Source organism: Dyella monticola, assembly GCF_003363155.1.
Lineage (GTDB): Bacteria > Pseudomonadota > Gammaproteobacteria > Xanthomonadales > Rhodanobacteraceae > Dyella_B > Dyella_B monticola.
In genome coordinates this window covers 168,884-186,063 of the sequence record NZ_QRBE01000001.1, presented here as the reverse complement: position 1 = coordinate 186,063, position 17,180 = coordinate 168,884, and the positions used below count along the sequence as shown (strand labels likewise).

The following is a 17,180-nucleotide window of genomic DNA, read 5'->3' as shown; positions in this document are numbered from 1 at the left end:
CCCCGTCCCTTAACCCCTTAGCCCCACCCGCGGGACCCTTTTAACATGGTAATTGGAAGTTTGCGCCGCGTCCGTGATCGGCGGCATCATGTGACGATATTTCGCCACTTGTCCGGCAACAGCGATGTCAAATGCGTCACCCTCCATGATAGTGAATAGTGTGGCGTACCACACCGACGGCTCCCGCCTGCGCGACATCGACGTCGATGACATTAGCGAGATAGTGAAGCAGCCCGATACGTTCGTCTGGATCGGCTTGCATGAGCCCGATGCAGCGCTTTTGATAAAGCTGCAGGAAGAATTCGACCTACACGACCTTGCCGTCGAAGATGCGCAGCAGGCCCATCAACGCACCAAGGTCGAAGCCTATGGAGATTCACTGTTCATTGTGGTGCAAACAGCGCAGCTCATTGATGGCCACATCGCTTTTGGCGAGACGCACATCTTTTTGGGCAAACGCTATCTCATCACCATCCGCCACGGGGCATCGCTCTCTTACACCCCGGCCAGACACAGTTGTGAAAAAAACCCGGAGCTGTTGGCGCTCGGTCCCGCATATGGACTGTATGCCGTGCTCGATTTCGTCGTCGACAATCTGTTCCCTATTGTGCGCGATTTTCGGGAGGAGTTGCAGACGCTCGAGAAGGACATCTTCGCCGAAACGCGCAACCGCGATACTGTCCGCCGACTTTACGACATGCAGCGCGATCTGATGAGTCTTCGCCTCGCCGCCGCACCGATGCAGGACGTCATCAACCAGCTTGTGCGCCTGCATCCAGAGCTGATTCCGGATGAACTGCGCGCCTACTTCCGAGACGTTTACGACCACGTCTTCCGCGTCAACGAATCCATCAGCGCCATGCGCGAAATGCTTACCGCTGCGATCAACGTCAACCTTTCCCTGGTCACCTTCGGCCAAAATGAGGTAATGAAGAAGCTTGCCGGCTGGGCCGCGATGCTCGCCGCCCCTACGCTAGTGACGAGTTGGTATGGCATGAATTTCACACATATGCCGGAGCTCAACCAGCCGTGGGCGTACCCTATGATAATCGGCGTGGTGGCGGTCCTGGTGGGAAGTATTTACTTGGCGCTAAAACGCGCCAAATGGCTATAGCATCGACTTGCAAGAATGGCAAAAAGTACCTGCAACTGTCCGCCCAGGGCTCTGGCAAACCGTCGTTTCCACAATTGGGCGAGCACGACCAACTAATTATGAGAAGGCAGCATTCAGGGGAAAGCATGTCCAAAACTCTCGTCTATTTCCTTTCCGGCATTGTGCTACTTGTTGTAGCCGTAGTTTATTGGCCGATAGTCCACGCAAATTTTGTCTGGGACGATTGGCAGAGCTTTCGTGATTACCCCTGGCTGACTCAGGGCGATCAGTGGAAGCACGCCATCTTCCGCGGCTTTAACTTTTGGACGTACTATTTTCGCCCACTTGTGGTTGCTTTTTTTGCGCTTCAAGTACACCAGTTTGGAAGCACACCCGGCCCCATGCATGTGGTTTCGCTGGCGATACACGTTGTCAACACTGCGCTCGTTGGCACGCTTGCGTGGCAGCTCACTACGGACACTCCCTTACCTTTTAAAGGCCGGACATGGGTTGTCCCGCTTTGCATGGCGCTTTATGGCCTCCACCCAGCACTTATCGAGCCCGTAGCATGGATTGGGTGTCAATTCGATCTTATCTTGACCATGCTCATGCTTATAGGCTTGATTTCTAATATCAGTATTCGACAGCAGGTCATACGCGCCGTTAGCCTCACGATCTTTTTTTTTCTAGCAGCATGCGCAAAGGAATCGGCCATTTCATTTCCGCTCCTGGTTCTAGTGTGCGATTGGATACTTATCAAGCAAGCGGGCAAACAGCCCACCGCTTCGGCCCTACGAGTGCTCATTTATCGAAATGGGCTCGCGTATGCCGGCATGTTTCTTTCTGGGTGCGCATATGTCATTTTCCGGCACTGGGCGCTCGGCAGCATCGCTGGTGGCCTCAAGTTCGATTCAATTTCGCTTTTTTCTAGGCTGCAGGAAGCCTGCTTTGTCTACTTGCATTATTGGAAAATCATCCTTTGGCCGACTGCTGATCTGAGCCCCATTCATCCCGTCAGCATAGCAATCTTCGATACTTGGTCTTTGGTATCGTTTGCCATGGCGGGAGCTGCATTAGGCATTCCTGCGTTTGGAGTCTATGCAGGTATCAAGCACGCCTCACCACTTGGCTTGATTATCCTTGCGGTAACCGTCGCACTTTTGCCGGTAGTGCACATCATTCCTGGCCATTTTGAACTCAGCCTTTACCATGAACGTTACGCAACAATGGCCATCGCGGTGATGTGTGCCATGCTCCCTTTGCTGTATCGACCGCTTCGACTGCCTTCGTATCATGCCAAAAGCGCCGTCCTTTTAGGCTCGATGACTGCCGCGTCGCTGTGGCTTGCGCTTTCCATCGTAACCATTCGCTTAACACTTCCACTCTGGTCGAACGATGTAACCCTTTGGCGCTGGGCGCTAGCAAAAAACCCCGAAGCGTCTCAAGCCAAGAGCTCCTTGTTACTTGCTTACATCAAATATAGAGATTTCGACGCCGCGACTAAACTTGCCGATGCTGAGTTGTCAGATCCAACGCCCTGCTTCTCTTGTATGGTCGGCATCGCCCAGTTTGCAACGGCCAATGATGACATTTCACGTGCAACCCTGGCTTTACAGCGAATGAGAAGTTCTGCCTTCCTTGCAAAGGAAAAGGGCCAGCTTCAGGTTTATTACTTGCTAAGCGGCCGATTATTAATGCAGGAAAACAAGTTGGATGCCGCTGAACGGACGGTTCGCATGGGAATAGCTGTTGACCCTGCAAACCAAAAGGCGAAGGAATTACTCGAAGAAATTCTTGCGCGTAAAGGGCAACCTGGATCTCCCCAATGACGTGGCCCACCTTAAGCTCGACCAGCCAATCGCCTGATCGAGCTTGATTGGGGCTCTGCTCAATTAGATGGAGCAACTCCATCTTTGGCCGTCCACTTCTTTAGCCACGCATTGACCGTTTCATGCCATAGCACACTGTTTTGCGGCTTGAGTACCCAGTGATTTTCGTCCGGAAAGGTTAGGAATTCACTGGGAATACCTTGACGTTGCAGTGCCGTGAAAGCACCAAGGCCCTGCGTGATCGGGATGCGGAAATCATGGCCGGAATGCACAACCAGCATTGGCACACGCCAGTCCTTGACGTGATCGATTGGATTGAATTTTTCGTAGTTCTCTGGCGCATTGAACTGCGCACCGCCATTCTCGTGTTCTTCAAACCACAGTTCGTCAGTGGCGTAATACATCATGCGCGCATCGAATACGCCATCATGATCCACCAGACATTTCCAGGGTTTGTTCCACACACCGGCAATCCAGTAGGTCATATAGCCGCCATAGCTCGCGCCGAGTGCGCAAGCGCGATCACCATCCAGGAAATGATATTTATCCAACGCAGCTTGCCAGCCGAGCTTCAAATCCTGCAGCGGCTTGCCGCCCCAGTCACCTGAAATGGAATCGGTGAACGCTTGGCCGTAGCCGGTAGATCCGTGGAAGTTGATGGTGACTACTGCAAAACCTTGGCCCGCGTAGGTTTGCGGATTCCAGCGATAACTCCACTCGTTGCTCATGGCACCCTGCGGGCCACCGTGAATAATGAAAGCGACGGGATAAGTGCGGCCTGCCTTGTAATCGACCGGCTTCACCACATAACCCTGCACCGTTTCATTATTCCAGCCCTTGAAGGTGAAGAATTCCGCCTCACCCATCTTGGCGTTTTTCAGACGTTCCGCGTTGAAGTGCGTAACCTGTTTCAAATGCTTGCCTTCCGCCGTAACCGTGTAGAGGTCGGAAGGACGCTTGAGATCATCGCGTGCCAGCAAGATGCGCTTGCCGGCGATGGAATAGCTGCTTATAGCGCCATCGCTCACCAGGGTGTCGACCTTGCCGCTGGCAACGTCCACAGCAAAAAGCGGATGCTGACCTTCGTCGTCCGCCGTTACGAATAACGTCTTGCCATCGGCGCTGATCTGCATGCCGCCGGGCGAGCGATCCCAGGAGGGATCAACTTCATGCACGCTACCGGTTGCCAGATCCATCGCCATGATGGCGAAACGGTCTGCTTCGAAACCGGGTGTCTTCATCGCCAGGTAGTAAAGCGTTTTACCATCGGGTGACGGCACGGGATAAGCATCCCACGCCTTGTTCGACGCCGTGAGGTCCTGCGGCATGGAACTGCCGTCCGCCGGCACTTTATAGATGTCGAAGTTGGTCGACCACGGCTCGCTGTTGCCTGCGATGCGCACATCGAAATACACCGTATTCCCATCGGGTGAATAAGCGAATTCGCTCTCATCGCCGAACGGCTTGCTGGGAATGTCGCCGTCGATGCCACGGCTTAGCAATGTCGGCTCAGCCGGCAAATTGCCATCCGCACCGAATCGCGCGATGTAAAGCTGGTTGCGGCGCCCGTCGGCCCACGTATCCCAGTGGCGCACGAACAGCTTCTGATAAAGCGTGCCGGTTGCCTTGTTCTTGGCACGGCCATCGAGGCGCTCCTTCGTACAGGCAAGATCACTGCAATCGGCGAATACAGCGTAGGAAAGCAGAACGCTTTTGCCGTCCGCGGAGAGCTTGTAGGCCTCGATATCCAAGGGGCCATGGCTTACTTGCACGGGCTTGGCGGCATTGATATCCAATGCGCCTTGAACCGTGGCGAAGTCCAGGCGCCAAAGCTGACTCGTTTCTCCTGCTGCCGCCAGGTAATAAAGCGCATGACCGTCTGCAGACCAGCGCGGCGAGGAAGCGCCTTTTAGCGGGAGTTTCACCAGCTTACTGCCGGACTTGGCCAGGTCCTCTATGTAGAGTGCATTCACCCCTTTGTTGGCCGCGTAATCCGTGCTCCGCACACTGAAGGCCGCGTAGCGTCCGTCTGGCGAAAGCTGCGGATCGCTCACGCGATCCAGCATTACCAGGTCATGCACATCGAAAGGGTGGCCGGAGCCGGTTTCGATAGGTACGCCGGGCGAGGAATCCGTGGCCATCGCTGGCACCACCAGCGCCAACAGCAGGGCAGCGAGCAGAAGCTTCATGAAGAACTCCCAAGGATTGCGAAGCCCAGGACGGTAAGGGGGTATCCGGCTGCGTGCAAGTCAGGCATCGAAGTGGCCGCCCCAGTGGCCCGTCCAAAACAGCGGCACGCATCACAATCCAACCAAGAATTTGGCATAGAACGTGCCCCATCTGTCGTGAATATCCAGGGGACTACGCCATGCCAAGCCAGCGCGCATCTGCGGGCTTTACGTTGATTGAGCTGATGATCGTGGTGGCCATTGTTGCCATCTTGGCGGCTATTGCCACCCCGCTATACCAGGTCTACGTTGCCCGATCGCAGTTGACGGCGGCGCTGGCCGAGATAAGCCCGGGTCGAACCGCCTACGAATTGCTCTTTGATGAGGGGATACAAACAGGCACCTCTTACGCAAATGTCGACAACCTAGGCCTCCCGGCGAGCACTCCTCGTTGCAACATCTCAGCGCAGGCACCAACAAATGGTCAGGGGGTCATTCAATGCACCCTCGTAAATTCATCGACCCTCCTCAGCAATGGCACTATCAGCTGGCAACGGAGCACTAGTGGGGACTGGGATTGCGTAACCTCTAACATTCCCAGCGAGGTACTTCCCGCCGGTTGCATCGCAAACTGACCTAATGGGCGTGACCAAGAGCGTCACTCATTGCCCTAGCGCGTCATTGGCAAAATTCCTATCCGACGGAGTCCACATTTCCGGCTTTTCCATCCCATTGGGAGCTTGCTGGGTACTGAGACCCCATGCACAATCCCATAACCTTCGGTAATCCCCGAGGTATGGGGCGAAGGAATGGCACATTTAGTGCTGCTTTCATCGAGAGCTTCCTGATTGTTCCTGACCTCGTGTTGGGGCCGGTTCCGAAATAGGGAACCCGGGCGGGGCGCAGGGGGCGTGAGAAACGGTCATTTCGACCTAAACAGAGGAACCATCATGAAGAGCATGCAGAAGGGCTTTACCCTGATCGAACTGATGATCGTGGTTGCGATCATCGCCATCCTGGCGGCTATCGCCATTCCGCAATACCAGACCTACGTGATCCGTTCGCAGGTGACCCGCGCGATGGGTGAAGCCGGTGATCTGAAAACCGCAATTGAAGACTGCTTGAACAACGGCCTGAGCAACTTCGGCACCGCCAGCTGCGTAGATACCGCTTCCTCTTCGGACATTTTGAGCCCGGGCTTTCCGGTAGTTGCATGGACCGCCACTGGTGCCGGCACAACAATCACTGCCACGATGGGCGGTCATGCAAATGCCAAGATCCAGGGTGGCACGGTCATATGGACTCGCGGTACGTCGGGCGGTTGGACATGCGCGACGGACGGAACGAAGATCACCACCCAATACGCGCCAGCGAGCTGCCAATAAGCTTGCTTTCGCAACTTCGCTGTATTGCAATCAAGGCCGCCGCAAGGCGGCCTTTGATTATGTAAAGAGAAAAAAGCGTCGACTGCATGACAGACTCAAAAACACCAGTCCTGAGAACCACGTTACTCGCGCTGACGCTTTGCGTATTGACGGCCCTTATGTTCTGGCCCGCAGTGTCTGGCGGCTTCATCTTCGATGATTACCCTGTATTTGCTGAAAACCCCGCGGTGCATATCTCCCATTGGCACTGGGAAAAATGGCAGGCTTTATGGATTTGGTCACAAGCCAACATTCAGCGTCCCTTGGCGATGTCAAGTTATGCCTTGAACTACGCATTGGGTGGCAGCGAATTTAGCTTCAAAGTTACCAATCTCTGCATCCATCTCTTCAACGCATTCCTGGTATTTTTACTAGCACGCCATCTGCTAAGACGTTGCTGGAATATGCAAACGTCTTTGCCAAAGCGGCTGGACTACTGGTCCTTAGGAATTGCTACGGCATGGGCTGTACACCCATTACAGGTCTCAGCCGTGATGTACGTTGTTCAGCGCATGGAGCTTCTGGGCTTCACCTTTACACTACTCGCGCTGCTTGCGTACTCCCGAGCAAGGCAACGCCAGATGCGCAGAGAGCACGCGTGGCCATGGCTATTGCTCTGCATAACAGCTGTCATCATCGGCTATAACTGCAAGGAAACGGTGATCCTGGTCCCCGCTTACGCATTGTTACTGGAGTTGACCGTATTTCGATTTGAAGCACAACAGGCCGCAATTCATCGTGCCTGGAAACTTGGTTACACCGTTGGTACCGCGTTAGGTTTCGTCGTAGTAGTTGCATATCTGCTGCCTCATTACGCTTCGCCGGTCTACTACGTTGGGCGCCATTTTGATGCTACGCAGCGGGAATTCACGCAGTTGCGCGTGCTCTGCATGTACTTGGCATGGGCAGTGCTCCCACTTCCCAGGGAACTCCACTTCTATTACGACAACTACCCAGCCTCCACAGGACTTTTCGACCCCCTCAGCACCTTATGGAGTGGCTTGTTTTTAATTGGCTTGGCCGGATTAGCTATCACCTTGCACCGGCGCCGCCCCCTATTTGCGCTTGGTATTGGGTGGTTTTTCCTTGCCCATGCATTAACCAGCAGTACGCTGTCGTTAGAGCTTGTGTTCGAACATCGCAATTACCCAGCACTCTTTGGTGTCTCGCTGGCAATAGCCGACCTTTTTTGGATAGCTAGCCAACGTCTGCGTTCGAACGTACCCGCTGCTGTAGCGATCATGTTTATGCTAAATCTTTGCTTTTTGACGTTGCTGCGCGCAGCCACATGGGGCAGCCCATTTCAGTTGGCGCTTTCCTTAGTTCAAAGCAATCCGGGATCGGCCAGAGCGGCGGAAGACCTGGCACGCCGGTACGTAGCCATGTCGAACGACAACCCAACCAACCCGCTTTACGCAATGGGTATAAGAGAACTGGAACGGGCCACCCAGCTGAACTCCGCAACTGCGTTACCTGAAGAAGCCTTGCTCAGCCAGATCGCCCTTCATCCCGGCCCTAGTCCAACGCCCTGGTGGATAAGCTTGCAGCACAAGCTGCAAATTCAACCCATCAACGCAGAAAATTACCGCGTTCTTTATAACCTGATGGAGTTGCGGCTCAGTCCAAACCCGAGCCTTGACGCTTACCAGCTCGCTAAAGCCTATAAAATTGCCATTGCGCGCGATCCAAGCCGAATTAGCCTGCACGCGCAATACGCTGAGCTGGCCGCTCGCGCTCTAAACGCACCGGCAGTTGCGATCGAACAATGGCGCCAGGTCGTGTTGCTGGAAAAAGCCACCCCCGACTACGTTGAGCAGCTAACCGCTTATCTGGCCAATAACCATCGCATTCAGGAAGCGGCGGCTGTCCTTGACGAAGCCGAAAATATCCAGCCAAGCCTGCGGGGCACGCCAGCTATCACCATGTTGCAGGCGAAAGTGAATGCAGGCTTGGAAAGCGCTGGTCAACGACGTCCATCGAGCTGATCGACCCATCCGGGACTCTGCAGTCACGGCCGGTTATCATCCCTCCATGACCAGCAAATTGCCCATCCGATCAAATAGGCACTCCATTTCGCAAGAATTTTGCGGTGCCACCGCCTCATGAACTTCACGCGCCTGATCCGCAGCGGATATGTTGCCCTCTTTTTCGGCCTGATCATCACCGCTTTGGTGTATTGGCCCGGCCTTCATGGCGGCTGGCTCTTTGACGACTATCCCAACATCGTAGATAACCCTGGCGTGCAGCCCCATCACTTCGGGCTCGCCGCGATGATCCGCGCCGCGCTGTCTTCTCCCGCTAGCGACTTCAAGCGGCCTCTGGCTTCGCTCAGCTTCGCTGCAAATTATCTAATGTCTGGCTTGGATCCATTCGCGATGAAGCTGACCAATCTGGTCATTCATCTATGTAATGGCTGGTTGGTTTTTGTTTTGGCGCGTCTACTGCTGACGACTGCACGCTGGCGCAGTGACATACAGATGCGCGCAATAACTGCTGCGTTGGTCGCCACAGCATGGATGTTACTTCCCATCAACCTCACTTCCGTTCTGTATGTGGTACAGCGCATGGAAAGCCTGGCCAACTTGTTCGTCTTGTCTGGCTTGATAGGTTATGTATGGGTTCGCCAACACATGTCAGCCCGGCGCCCCGGCATCGCCATTGCTTTGTGCTCAGTCAGCCTGGTGTTACCAACAGCGTTAGGGATTCTGGCTAAAGAAACAGCTGTAATGCTGCCCTTGTATGCCTTTACGATTGAAGCATTGCTGTTCGGCTTTCGAACAACTTCGCGCGGGCGTGATAAGGCGCTCATCACGCTATTTTTCATAGTGCTCGCGTTGCCGGCAATACTAGGCACGGCTTGGTTGCTTCCAAACCTGTTGAACCCGGGAACGTGGGCTACTCGCGATTTCACCCTGGGAACCCGGCTACTCACCGAAACACGTGTAGTAGTTGATTATGTCATATGGACACTGCTGCCAACTCCGCACGCCTTATCGTTTTACCACGACAATTTCATTCCTTCTTCCAGCTTGGTTTCACCATGGACGACACTAGCCTCCATCTGTGTTCTGGTGGCATTGATGGCTGGAGCGTTAGCACTGCGAAAACGCGCCCCTCTCGTCGCTTTGGGCATATTGCTATCTCTAGGCTGCCAGCTGCTTACGGCGACCATTCTCCCTCTGGAGCTCGTATACGAACATCGAAATTACTTCGCGAGCTTCGGACTAATGCTCGCGATCGTGCCAGTGCTCGATTATTGTCAACCCGCTTTATTTACGTACGCCGGCCGCGTATTGCTCGGTGGTCTTATGCTGCTGTGGACTGCCGAAACGGCCGTGTCGGCGAATGCCTGGGGTGACCCGCTCAGACTCGCGCAAACGCTGGCCGAGCGCGCGCCGGATTCACCTCGCGCTGAATACGAGCTGGGGCGCACCTACATTATTTATTCACATTACGATCCGTTATCTCTCTATACAAGACTCGCCTATGCTCCCCTTGAGAGAGCTGCGGCATTGCCCGAATCATCTATCCTCCCCCAACAAGCTCTTATCTTCATGAATTCGCGCATGCGCCTCCCCCTCAAGGAGAGTTGGTGGGACAGCATGATTAGCAAACTCGCCATGCGCCAACCTGGCGTTCAGGATGAAAGCTCGCTAGCCGCGCTGTCGCAATGCGCGCGCGATGAACTATGCGAACTACCAAAGCAACGCATGGTAGCTGCTTTTGATGCAGCACTTTCTCATCCCAACCCAAGCGCACGCTTGCTTGCGACCTATAGCGACTATGCATGGAACGTGATGGGAGAACAAACCCTCGGCAGGCAGTTAATACAACGAGCGATCGGGGTCGCCCCAAATGAACCCGCTTATCGCATCACACTTATACGGATGCTGATTGCCAGCCGGCAATGGGACGAGTTACCTTCCCAAATGGAAGCGCTACAACGCATGAATATCGGCGGACGTCTCACCGATGGCATTCAATCGCTGCAAAGGCAGATAGACGCCGCCAACTCCCCCGCGAACTCTGATCGCGGATGAGTTTTATGCGCGCGCTGCTACGACATATCCCAGCCGGGAACCTCGCAAAAGACACTTTATATGTCGCTTTCTGGCAGGGCGTTCGCGTGGCCGGTCAGGCGCTATGGGTAATCGTGATTGCTCGCATATTGGGTGCCAAAGGCTATGGCACATTTACTGGCATGGTAGGACTCGCTACGGCCATCGGAGGTTTCACTGGCCTAGGGCTAGGCCTTTTAATGCTGCAGGATGCAGCCCGCGATCCATCGCTCTTCGCGGACCGATGGTATAAAGCTCTCATCGCCTGTCTTGCCAGCGGCACAATTCTAGGTGTCTTGTTCATTCCAATCAGTGGATGGTTGTTCAATAGTTACGCGGCATGGCATCTTGGAGTCCCGATCGCGCTTTCAGAGATAGCGCTGCTTCCAATTGTCTCGCTGGCGGCATTTGCGTTTTCAGCGCGTCAACTCATGAGTATTGCTGCTGCATTGTCGGCTCTGATGGCATCTTTTCGCGTCCTAGCCGCGCTAGCGTTCTGGTGCTTTGTAAATCAACGCACGCTAGAAACCTATGCCTGGCTCCACGCTTGCGCGAGCCTGATGTGTGCCGCCCTTTGTGTGCTGTGGGTAAAAATGCGGCTGCACCCTGGACGCACCTCCTTTACCTTGACCCGCAGGGATGTCACCGAAGGATTAGGCTTTTCGATGGTTTGGATGGTCAATAATGCATTGGCATCGCTCGATAAGACCCTGGTGCTACGGCTGGCAACATCTGAAGTGGCGGGTTTCTACGCAGCCTTCTATCGCTTTGCCACCGTTTTGGCGCTACCAGTGGAGGCGCTAACCATGGCGGCGGGACCACGTCTGTTCCGCCACGGTGGCGGTGTGGAAAAGCATCCCCTATTAATTGTCCATCTATTGACCAGCGCTCTGGTTTGCGGGCTCTTAATGGGAGCCTTCTTTTGGGCCTTTGCAGGTATTCTCCCATGGCTCCTGGGCCCTACTTTTGAGCCCGCCGTACCAGTTGCTCGCTGGATGGCTCTATTCGTACCCTGCTACGGATTACGCGTGCTGGGGAGCAACATTTTGATCACGCACGACAAAAAGCGGATTCGCGTACTAATCGAGGGCTGCGGACTAGTCACCTTAATTCTCACTGCCGTGCTTTGGATACCCCATTACGGTCTACGAGGTGCCGTAGCAATGATCACTACTACAGAGGCCGCGTTAGGCGTTGCGACCTGGCTAGTGGTTTGGGCCCTGCAAAAAAAGCAGTCGACTTAGCTTGGCTTTTTCACAATTGCGTTCAATTTCCAAGTGATTGGCCTTTAGACGGTAGGTCTATCAAATTTAACGTTTATGGCACCGTTATAATCCATTCACAACTACTGCTATGAAATCCCAAACCACCTATGTTCTCTAACGTCACAGATCCTCACGGCAATAAGGTCACTCACAAGGATAGCGTGCTGGTCTCATCTACCGGAGAGAGTTACCCCATCATCCGCGGGGTTCCGCGATTTGTTTCATCCGAAAATTACGCCAATGCCTTTGGAGACCAATGGAATCGATTTCCAAAAACACAACTGGATTCCTATAGCGGTCTTACTTTGTCAGAAGACCGCCTCGAGCGGTGCATGCAAGGACAACTGAAGAGCCTTGCGGGCAAACGTGTGCTTGAGGCGGGGTCCGGCTCCGGTCGATTTACTGAAATATTGCTCAAATATGGATCCATTGTGGATTCGTTCGACTATTCGTCTGCAGTAGATGCCAATGCGAATAACAATGGCTCTTGCGATCGACTGACGCTCGTACAAGCTGATATACGATACATCCCCTTTGTCAAAGCAAGTTATGACTATGTCGTATGCCTGGGTGTGCTCCAGCACACGCCAGATCCGGAGGAAAGCATTCGCTCGTTGTGGCAGATGGTGAAGCCTGGGGGGCGCCTGGTCATTGATCACTACCGCTGGAAGTTCCGCAATTTTCTCCCACCTCCACTTGGCGTAGCTGCGATAGCTTATCGACATTACTTTTTGAAGCTACCCAAAGAAAAACAGTTCGGCGCCGTAAAACGCATTTTCGATTTTTGGTTCCCTATGGTTTGGGCATTTCGCAAATCCAAAATCATCCAATTCGCTCTCAGCCGACTTACCCCGATCATGAATCACTACCCAAGCTTTGGGTTACGGGATCGCGACATGTACTACGAGTGGATGCTCCTGGACACACATGACGCCATGACTGACGTCTATAAACACCGACGCTCTCCAAAACAAATTCACAAAACCCTGAGCGACCTAGGTGCAATTAACATTGTCGTCGTCAAGGGAGGTAATGGCGTGGAGGCGTTTTGCGAGAAGCCAAAAGTAGATTTGGCGTCATGTGCGGTATAGCTGGGCTAGTCAGCGAACGTGCCGACGCTCAAACTGCGCTGGCGAGAATGCTTGGCAGCATACGGCATCGGGGCCCTGACGACATTGGTATGTGGTCAGGCGGAGGACTGCTGCTGGGGCATCTGCGACTCTCGATCGTCGACTTGACCGCGGCCGGTCATCAGCCAATGATTTCGAATAGCGGCAATCTTGTCCTGGTCTATAACGGAGAAATTTATAACTCCAATGAACTTCGAGAGGAGATCGGCCGGGTCGACCCCAGTTATCCTTGGCGGGGACATTCTGATACGGAAGTACTACTTGCATGTATAGAGAGATGGGGTGTTCAAGCTGCTCTCCAGCGCTGCAATGGAATGTTCGCACTCGCGCTGTGGGACAAAGCAAAAAGAACGCTGACTCTTGCTCGTGACCGCATGGGCGAAAAACCCCTTTATTTCGGTTGGCCAAAGGGTCGTTTTGCATTTGCATCAGAGCTCAAGGCGCTATGCACAATCCCGGACTGGTCCCCTCGCATGCATGCCGGAGCTATTTCGTGCGTCTTAAGTCTGGGCTATGTAAGAGGCGCCCAATCTGCTATCGATGGTATTTACCGCCTTCCACCTGCGTCAATGTTGACCCTCAACGCCGACGAGTTTAATAACACTCAAACGCTGGCGGATCTTTCGCACCGTATAGTTCAGTATTGGTCATTACAGAATTTTGCCGAAACAGGGCTCAATGAAAGCGACGTGGGAGATGAAGACGCCCTTCTCAGTACATTGAGCGATCTACTTCATGACGCCGTGGCAATGCGTATGACTGCAGACGTACCCATAGGGGCGTTTCTTTCTGGCGGCATCGACTCCAGTCTCGTTACTGCGATCATGCAGCAACATTCAACCCAAAAAATACAAACTTTCTGTATAGGGTTTGATGAAAGTAGCCACAACGAAGCAAATTATGCGCGCGTCGTGGCCGAACACATCGGTAGCGAACATACCGACCTCTATCTAAGCGCCACCCACGCGCTAGACCTTGTTCCTAGGCTAGCCACAATATTCGACGAACCTTTTGCGGATAGCTCACAGCTCCCTACCCTGCTTGTGTCCGAACTGGCTCGCAAAAAAGTCAAAGTCGTACTTTCTGGTGACGGCGGCGACGAATTATTTGCCGGTTACGGTAGATACGCTTCGATATTGCAGATATGGAAATGGCTCAATCAATCTAGCTTTTCCGCACGGCACGTTTTCAAGCCCGCGCTATCCGCCATGACCATGGCGTCACACCTTCTGACGCCATTTTATTCCAAATCTTCGCAGCGTCTTGAGCGACTTCGCGAACGCACGCAGTTCAGCGACATTGACGACTTACGGCTTTCCTTCATAGCAGGCGCTGGTTTTACGCACATTCAGTCATCTACCTTTGGACAAGCACAGAGCCAAACGCCACGTCCAATGAATATCCAAAGCCCCTTGCGAAAGGTGCTGTTTTCAGATCAGGCTGACTACCTACCCGACAACATATTGCACAAAGTTGATCGCGCCACAATGGCTTATAGCCTAGAAGCACGAGTCCCGTTACTAGATCACCGTATCGTCGAACTTTCTTGGCACATGCGAGATTCTGCACTCTTTTCGGACAATGTCGGCAAACGCCCACTCCGTAAGTTACTCAGACAGTACGTACCGGCCTCGTTGGTCGATCGGCCAAAACAAGGTTTTGCCCCTCCCATTACTCAATGGTTGCGAGGCCCCCTTCGAGACTGGGCAGAAACGCTGCTTTCGACTGAATCATTACGCGAGCTACCACTTGTAGATGTCGCGGAAGTGCAAAGACTCTGGCGCAATCATTTGCGCCTCAGAATTGACGCGGGGCAAGTGCTTTGGAACGTCCTCATGCTCTGTAGCTGGCGATCATATATGAAGATAGGGCGATCCCTGTGAGGATACTCGTCATATCGGACCTACCACAGTTCGTGACCGGCGGCGCTGAAATGCAAGCCATGCGGCTCATAGAAAAGTGGCATGAACAGGGTCATGAGATCATTTGCCTCGGTCGGCGCATGGGCAGCTCCCCCGTAAAAACGCCCTCTGGCGCCATCGAGACCCATTGCATCCACACATTTTCTGCACTCGGCCGAATAGGCCGGGTATTGACTTACACACTATCTCTTTCGTGGCTTTTGCTGAGACTTAGGCACCGCGTCGATGTTGTCTACACTCGTTTCCTCGGGGAAGGCGCAGCGACCGTCGCGTTGCTCAAACGTTGGGGACTATTGAGCACTCCATTGATCGCAACCCCGGCCAATACCGGTACTGGCGGAGATATAACGTTCATTCGATCTATTCCTATGTCGAATCGATTGATCCGCCTCCTCGACAAAGAATGCGACGCCATTAATCTTATTGCAGAGGGCATGATTGCCGAGCTGAAGGCCGAAGGCTTTTCCGGCCATAACTTCACTACCATTCCGAATGGTATCTACGTAAAACCAATTTGCATCCGAAAGCCGTCGCACATCTTGCGGTGCATTGCCGTGGGTCGACTTACTCCTCAAAAGGGTTATGACGTATTGCTTCAAGCCCTTGCACACATACGCGCTCACCTCTCCTCCTACGAATTCGTGATTGTGGGAGATGGTCCAGAGCGTGCGCGCTTGGAACGAATGACGGAGGAGCTCGGCCTTTCTTCTCAGGTCCTTTGGCTCGGCGAACTAGGCGCGCAGCGTGTGCTGGAGGAGTTGGAACTGGCCCAACTATACATATTGCCGTCCAGATATGAAGGTATGTCTAACGCCGGCCTTGAGGCTATGGAGCGCGCGCTACCCGTCATATTGACCTGCTGCGGCGGTCTTGACTGTTATATCAAACAAGACATGGGCTGGGTCGTGCAACCCGAAGATGACGGCGCCTTGGCAGAAGTCATCCTCACCGCGCTGAACGAACATCATGAGCTGTTGCGAGCTCGCGGGATTCATTGTCGCAAAGTCGTGGAAGACCTGTTTGATATTGAACATACCTCGCGCCGCTATATTTCGCTGTTCGAAGATTTGCAGCGTCGGCTTCGCTCAAGAGAAGTCGCCGTATGACAGAGTTTATTAGTGTTGTAATCCCTACATATAGAAATTGGACCGGGGCCTACACTCTTGCAGAGGCGCTAGGCAGACAAGTCCTCCCCGCTGAAACAGAGCTGGACGTAGTTATAGTTGACGACGGCTCAGGCGAGATTCCTCCAGAAACGGTGAAGGACCTGAAATATGTCCAACTGCTGCAACTTGAGAAGAATATCGGTCGTGCAGGCGCTCGAAATGCCGGTAGCCGTGCATCCAAGGGGCAATATCTGTTCTTTATCGACTGCGACTGCCTGCCCTCAGACAATAAATTTCTCGCTTCGCACATGCATGCACTCCGCCACAATGCGGTCGGCAGCACCGGACACGTTTTAGGCGTAGGGGGTGGATTCTGGGACAAATATCAACGCCTCGCATCTCTACGCAGGCAAAAGCAGCACCGGCAAGGCCACGTCTGGGTCGGGAGCACTCAAAATCTTGCTGTCGCACGCTCAGCGTTTGAGCAGGCGGGGGAATTCAATGCCAGCTATCGACACTATGGATTTGAAGATAGGGAGTTTCTTATTCGACTCTCGTCTATAGGTGCTATCGCGTGGCCTTTGGAAGCGTCCGTGCTCCATAACGACGCCGTGCACCTCACCAGTATTGTGGAAAAGATGATTCAAGCGGCCGCGCTTTCTGCAAGGACGTTCTCATCTCACCACATGAAGGAATATCGCACTCTGGGTTATGCGCGCATCGATGCGCGCCTTCATACTTGGCTATATCTGCCAGCACGTTTGCTGGCCCCTTTCATCAAACCAGCGGCGCGGATGCTTGACAATACGCTACCACGGCTGCCTTTTTTTCTTGCTTACTCTCTCGTTAAGCTAATTACTGCCGGCGCTTTTCTTTATGGAAGCACTCTCGAACAAACGGATAACGGCGACGAGCAGCAAGCGCGGCCCTAGCGACGATCAGTTGCACATTGTCGCAATGCGACAACTGGTCCAAGCAAATCTGCAGCCTTGCTTCCTAACTGAAAATTCTTCGGTAATAGTCTAAGAATAGGCCACGAAGGATTTCCCGACCTCGCTCCGCCTGCAGCTATTCACCGAGGACAAACGCAGCGTGCCTCTGCATCCAAAGCAAATCGGAGTGGCTGCCGCTCAAGTGGTAAAAACTTTTCAGTCGCACGGTGGAGAGTAGTTTGACTTTGCCAAC

At 53.6% G+C, this 17,180-nt stretch carries 12 protein-coding genes; 11 read left to right on the top strand and 1 reads right to left on the bottom strand.

Features of this window, described 5'->3' with window-relative positions:
* The first annotated feature begins 145 nt into the window (after positions 1-145).
* Positions 146-1,114 carry a magnesium/cobalt transporter CorA gene (gene corA / locus DWU98_RS00745; RefSeq protein ID WP_115493570.1) on the top strand — a complete coding sequence of 323 codons (969 nt, stop codon included), beginning with the start codon at positions 146-148 and terminating at the stop codon, positions 1,112-1,114.
* Positions 1,115-1,239: 125 nt separating this feature from the next.
* A complete protein-coding gene (locus DWU98_RS00740; protein WP_147293169.1) occupies positions 1,240-2,922 on the top strand; it encodes a tetratricopeptide repeat protein in 1,683 nt (560 codons plus the stop codon).
* Positions 2,923-2,981: 59 nt separating this feature from the next.
* Here DWU98_RS00740 and DWU98_RS00735 read toward each other — a convergent pair whose 3' ends face one another.
* Entirely contained in the window at positions 2,982-5,111 is a 2,130-nt protein-coding gene (locus tag DWU98_RS00735) for a S9 family peptidase (protein WP_115493568.1), read from the bottom strand.
* A gap of 179 nt (positions 5,112-5,290) precedes the next feature.
* Between DWU98_RS00735 and DWU98_RS00730 the strand changes: the two genes are divergently transcribed.
* From DWU98_RS00730 to DWU98_RS00690, 9 genes are all read left to right on the top strand, one after another.
* Entirely contained in the window at positions 5,291-5,725 is a 435-nt protein-coding gene (locus DWU98_RS00730; protein ID WP_115493567.1) for a pilin, read from the top strand.
* Between the two features lie 315 nt (positions 5,726-6,040).
* Positions 6,041-6,475, top strand: coding sequence for a pilin (locus DWU98_RS00725; protein ID WP_115493566.1), 435 nt, complete (start codon positions 6,041-6,043; stop codon positions 6,473-6,475).
* Between the two features lie 86 nt (positions 6,476-6,561).
* Complete coding sequence (locus DWU98_RS00720) at positions 6,562-8,499, top strand: tetratricopeptide repeat protein (RefSeq protein ID WP_115493565.1); 1,938 nt, start codon at positions 6,562-6,564, stop codon at positions 8,497-8,499.
* 117 nt (positions 8,500-8,616) lie between these two features.
* On the top strand, positions 8,617-10,554 hold the full coding sequence (locus DWU98_RS00715) for a hypothetical protein (protein WP_115493564.1): 1,938 nt from the start codon (positions 8,617-8,619) through the stop codon (positions 10,552-10,554).
* 5 nt (positions 10,555-10,559) lie between these two features.
* Positions 10,560-11,816, top strand: a complete 1,257-nt coding sequence (locus tag DWU98_RS00710) for a lipopolysaccharide biosynthesis protein (RefSeq protein ID WP_158544917.1) — start codon at positions 10,560-10,562, stop codon at positions 11,814-11,816.
* Between the two features lie 128 nt (positions 11,817-11,944).
* Entirely contained in the window at positions 11,945-12,928 is a 984-nt protein-coding gene (locus DWU98_RS00705) for a class I SAM-dependent methyltransferase (RefSeq protein ID WP_115493562.1), read from the top strand.
* Entirely contained in the window at positions 12,916-14,850 is a 1,935-nt protein-coding gene (gene asnB / locus DWU98_RS00700; protein ID WP_115493561.1) for an asparagine synthase (glutamine-hydrolyzing), read from the top strand. Before DWU98_RS00705 ends, asnB begins: the two co-directional genes overlap by 13 nt.
* Positions 14,847-15,995: a glycosyltransferase family 4 protein gene (locus DWU98_RS00695; RefSeq protein ID WP_115493560.1), complete on the top strand. Its 1,149-nt coding sequence runs from the start codon at positions 14,847-14,849 to the stop codon at positions 15,993-15,995. Before asnB ends, DWU98_RS00695 begins: the two co-directional genes overlap by 4 nt.
* Positions 15,992-16,927 (top strand): glycosyltransferase family 2 protein, encoded by a 936-nt coding sequence (locus DWU98_RS00690; RefSeq protein ID WP_115493559.1) that lies wholly within the window; start codon positions 15,992-15,994, stop codon positions 16,925-16,927. The genes DWU98_RS00695 and DWU98_RS00690 overlap by 4 nt, the downstream gene beginning before the upstream one ends.
* The last annotated feature ends 253 nt before the right edge of the window (positions 16,928-17,180 follow it).

Bases quoted from the DNA above. Each gene is read 5' to 3' on its own strand.
- DWU98_RS00735 (WP_115493568.1), bottom strand. From the start codon at position 5,111: ATGAAGCTTCTGCTCGCTGCCCTGCTGTTGGCGCTGGTGGTGCCAGCG.
- DWU98_RS00720 (WP_115493565.1), top strand. From the start codon at position 6,562: ATGACAGACTCAAAAACACCAGTCCTGAGAACCACGTTACTCGCGCTG.
- DWU98_RS00740 (WP_147293169.1), top strand. From the start codon at position 1,240: ATGTCCAAAACTCTCGTCTATTTCCTTTCCGGCATTGTGCTACTTGTT.
- DWU98_RS00705 (WP_115493562.1), top strand. From the start codon at position 11,945: ATGTTCTCTAACGTCACAGATCCTCACGGCAATAAGGTCACTCACAAG.
- DWU98_RS00710 (WP_158544917.1), top strand. From the start codon at position 10,560: ATGCGCGCGCTGCTACGACATATCCCAGCCGGGAACCTCGCAAAAGAC.
- DWU98_RS00715 (WP_115493564.1), top strand. From the start codon at position 8,617: ATGAACTTCACGCGCCTGATCCGCAGCGGATATGTTGCCCTCTTTTTC.
- corA (WP_115493570.1), top strand. From the start codon at position 146: ATGATAGTGAATAGTGTGGCGTACCACACCGACGGCTCCCGCCTGCGC.
- asnB (WP_115493561.1), top strand. From the start codon at position 12,916: ATGTGCGGTATAGCTGGGCTAGTCAGCGAACGTGCCGACGCTCAAACT.
- DWU98_RS00725 (WP_115493566.1), top strand. From the start codon at position 6,041: ATGAAGAGCATGCAGAAGGGCTTTACCCTGATCGAACTGATGATCGTG.
- DWU98_RS00690 (WP_115493559.1), top strand. From the start codon at position 15,992: ATGACAGAGTTTATTAGTGTTGTAATCCCTACATATAGAAATTGGACC.
- DWU98_RS00730 (WP_115493567.1), top strand. From the start codon at position 5,291: ATGCCAAGCCAGCGCGCATCTGCGGGCTTTACGTTGATTGAGCTGATG.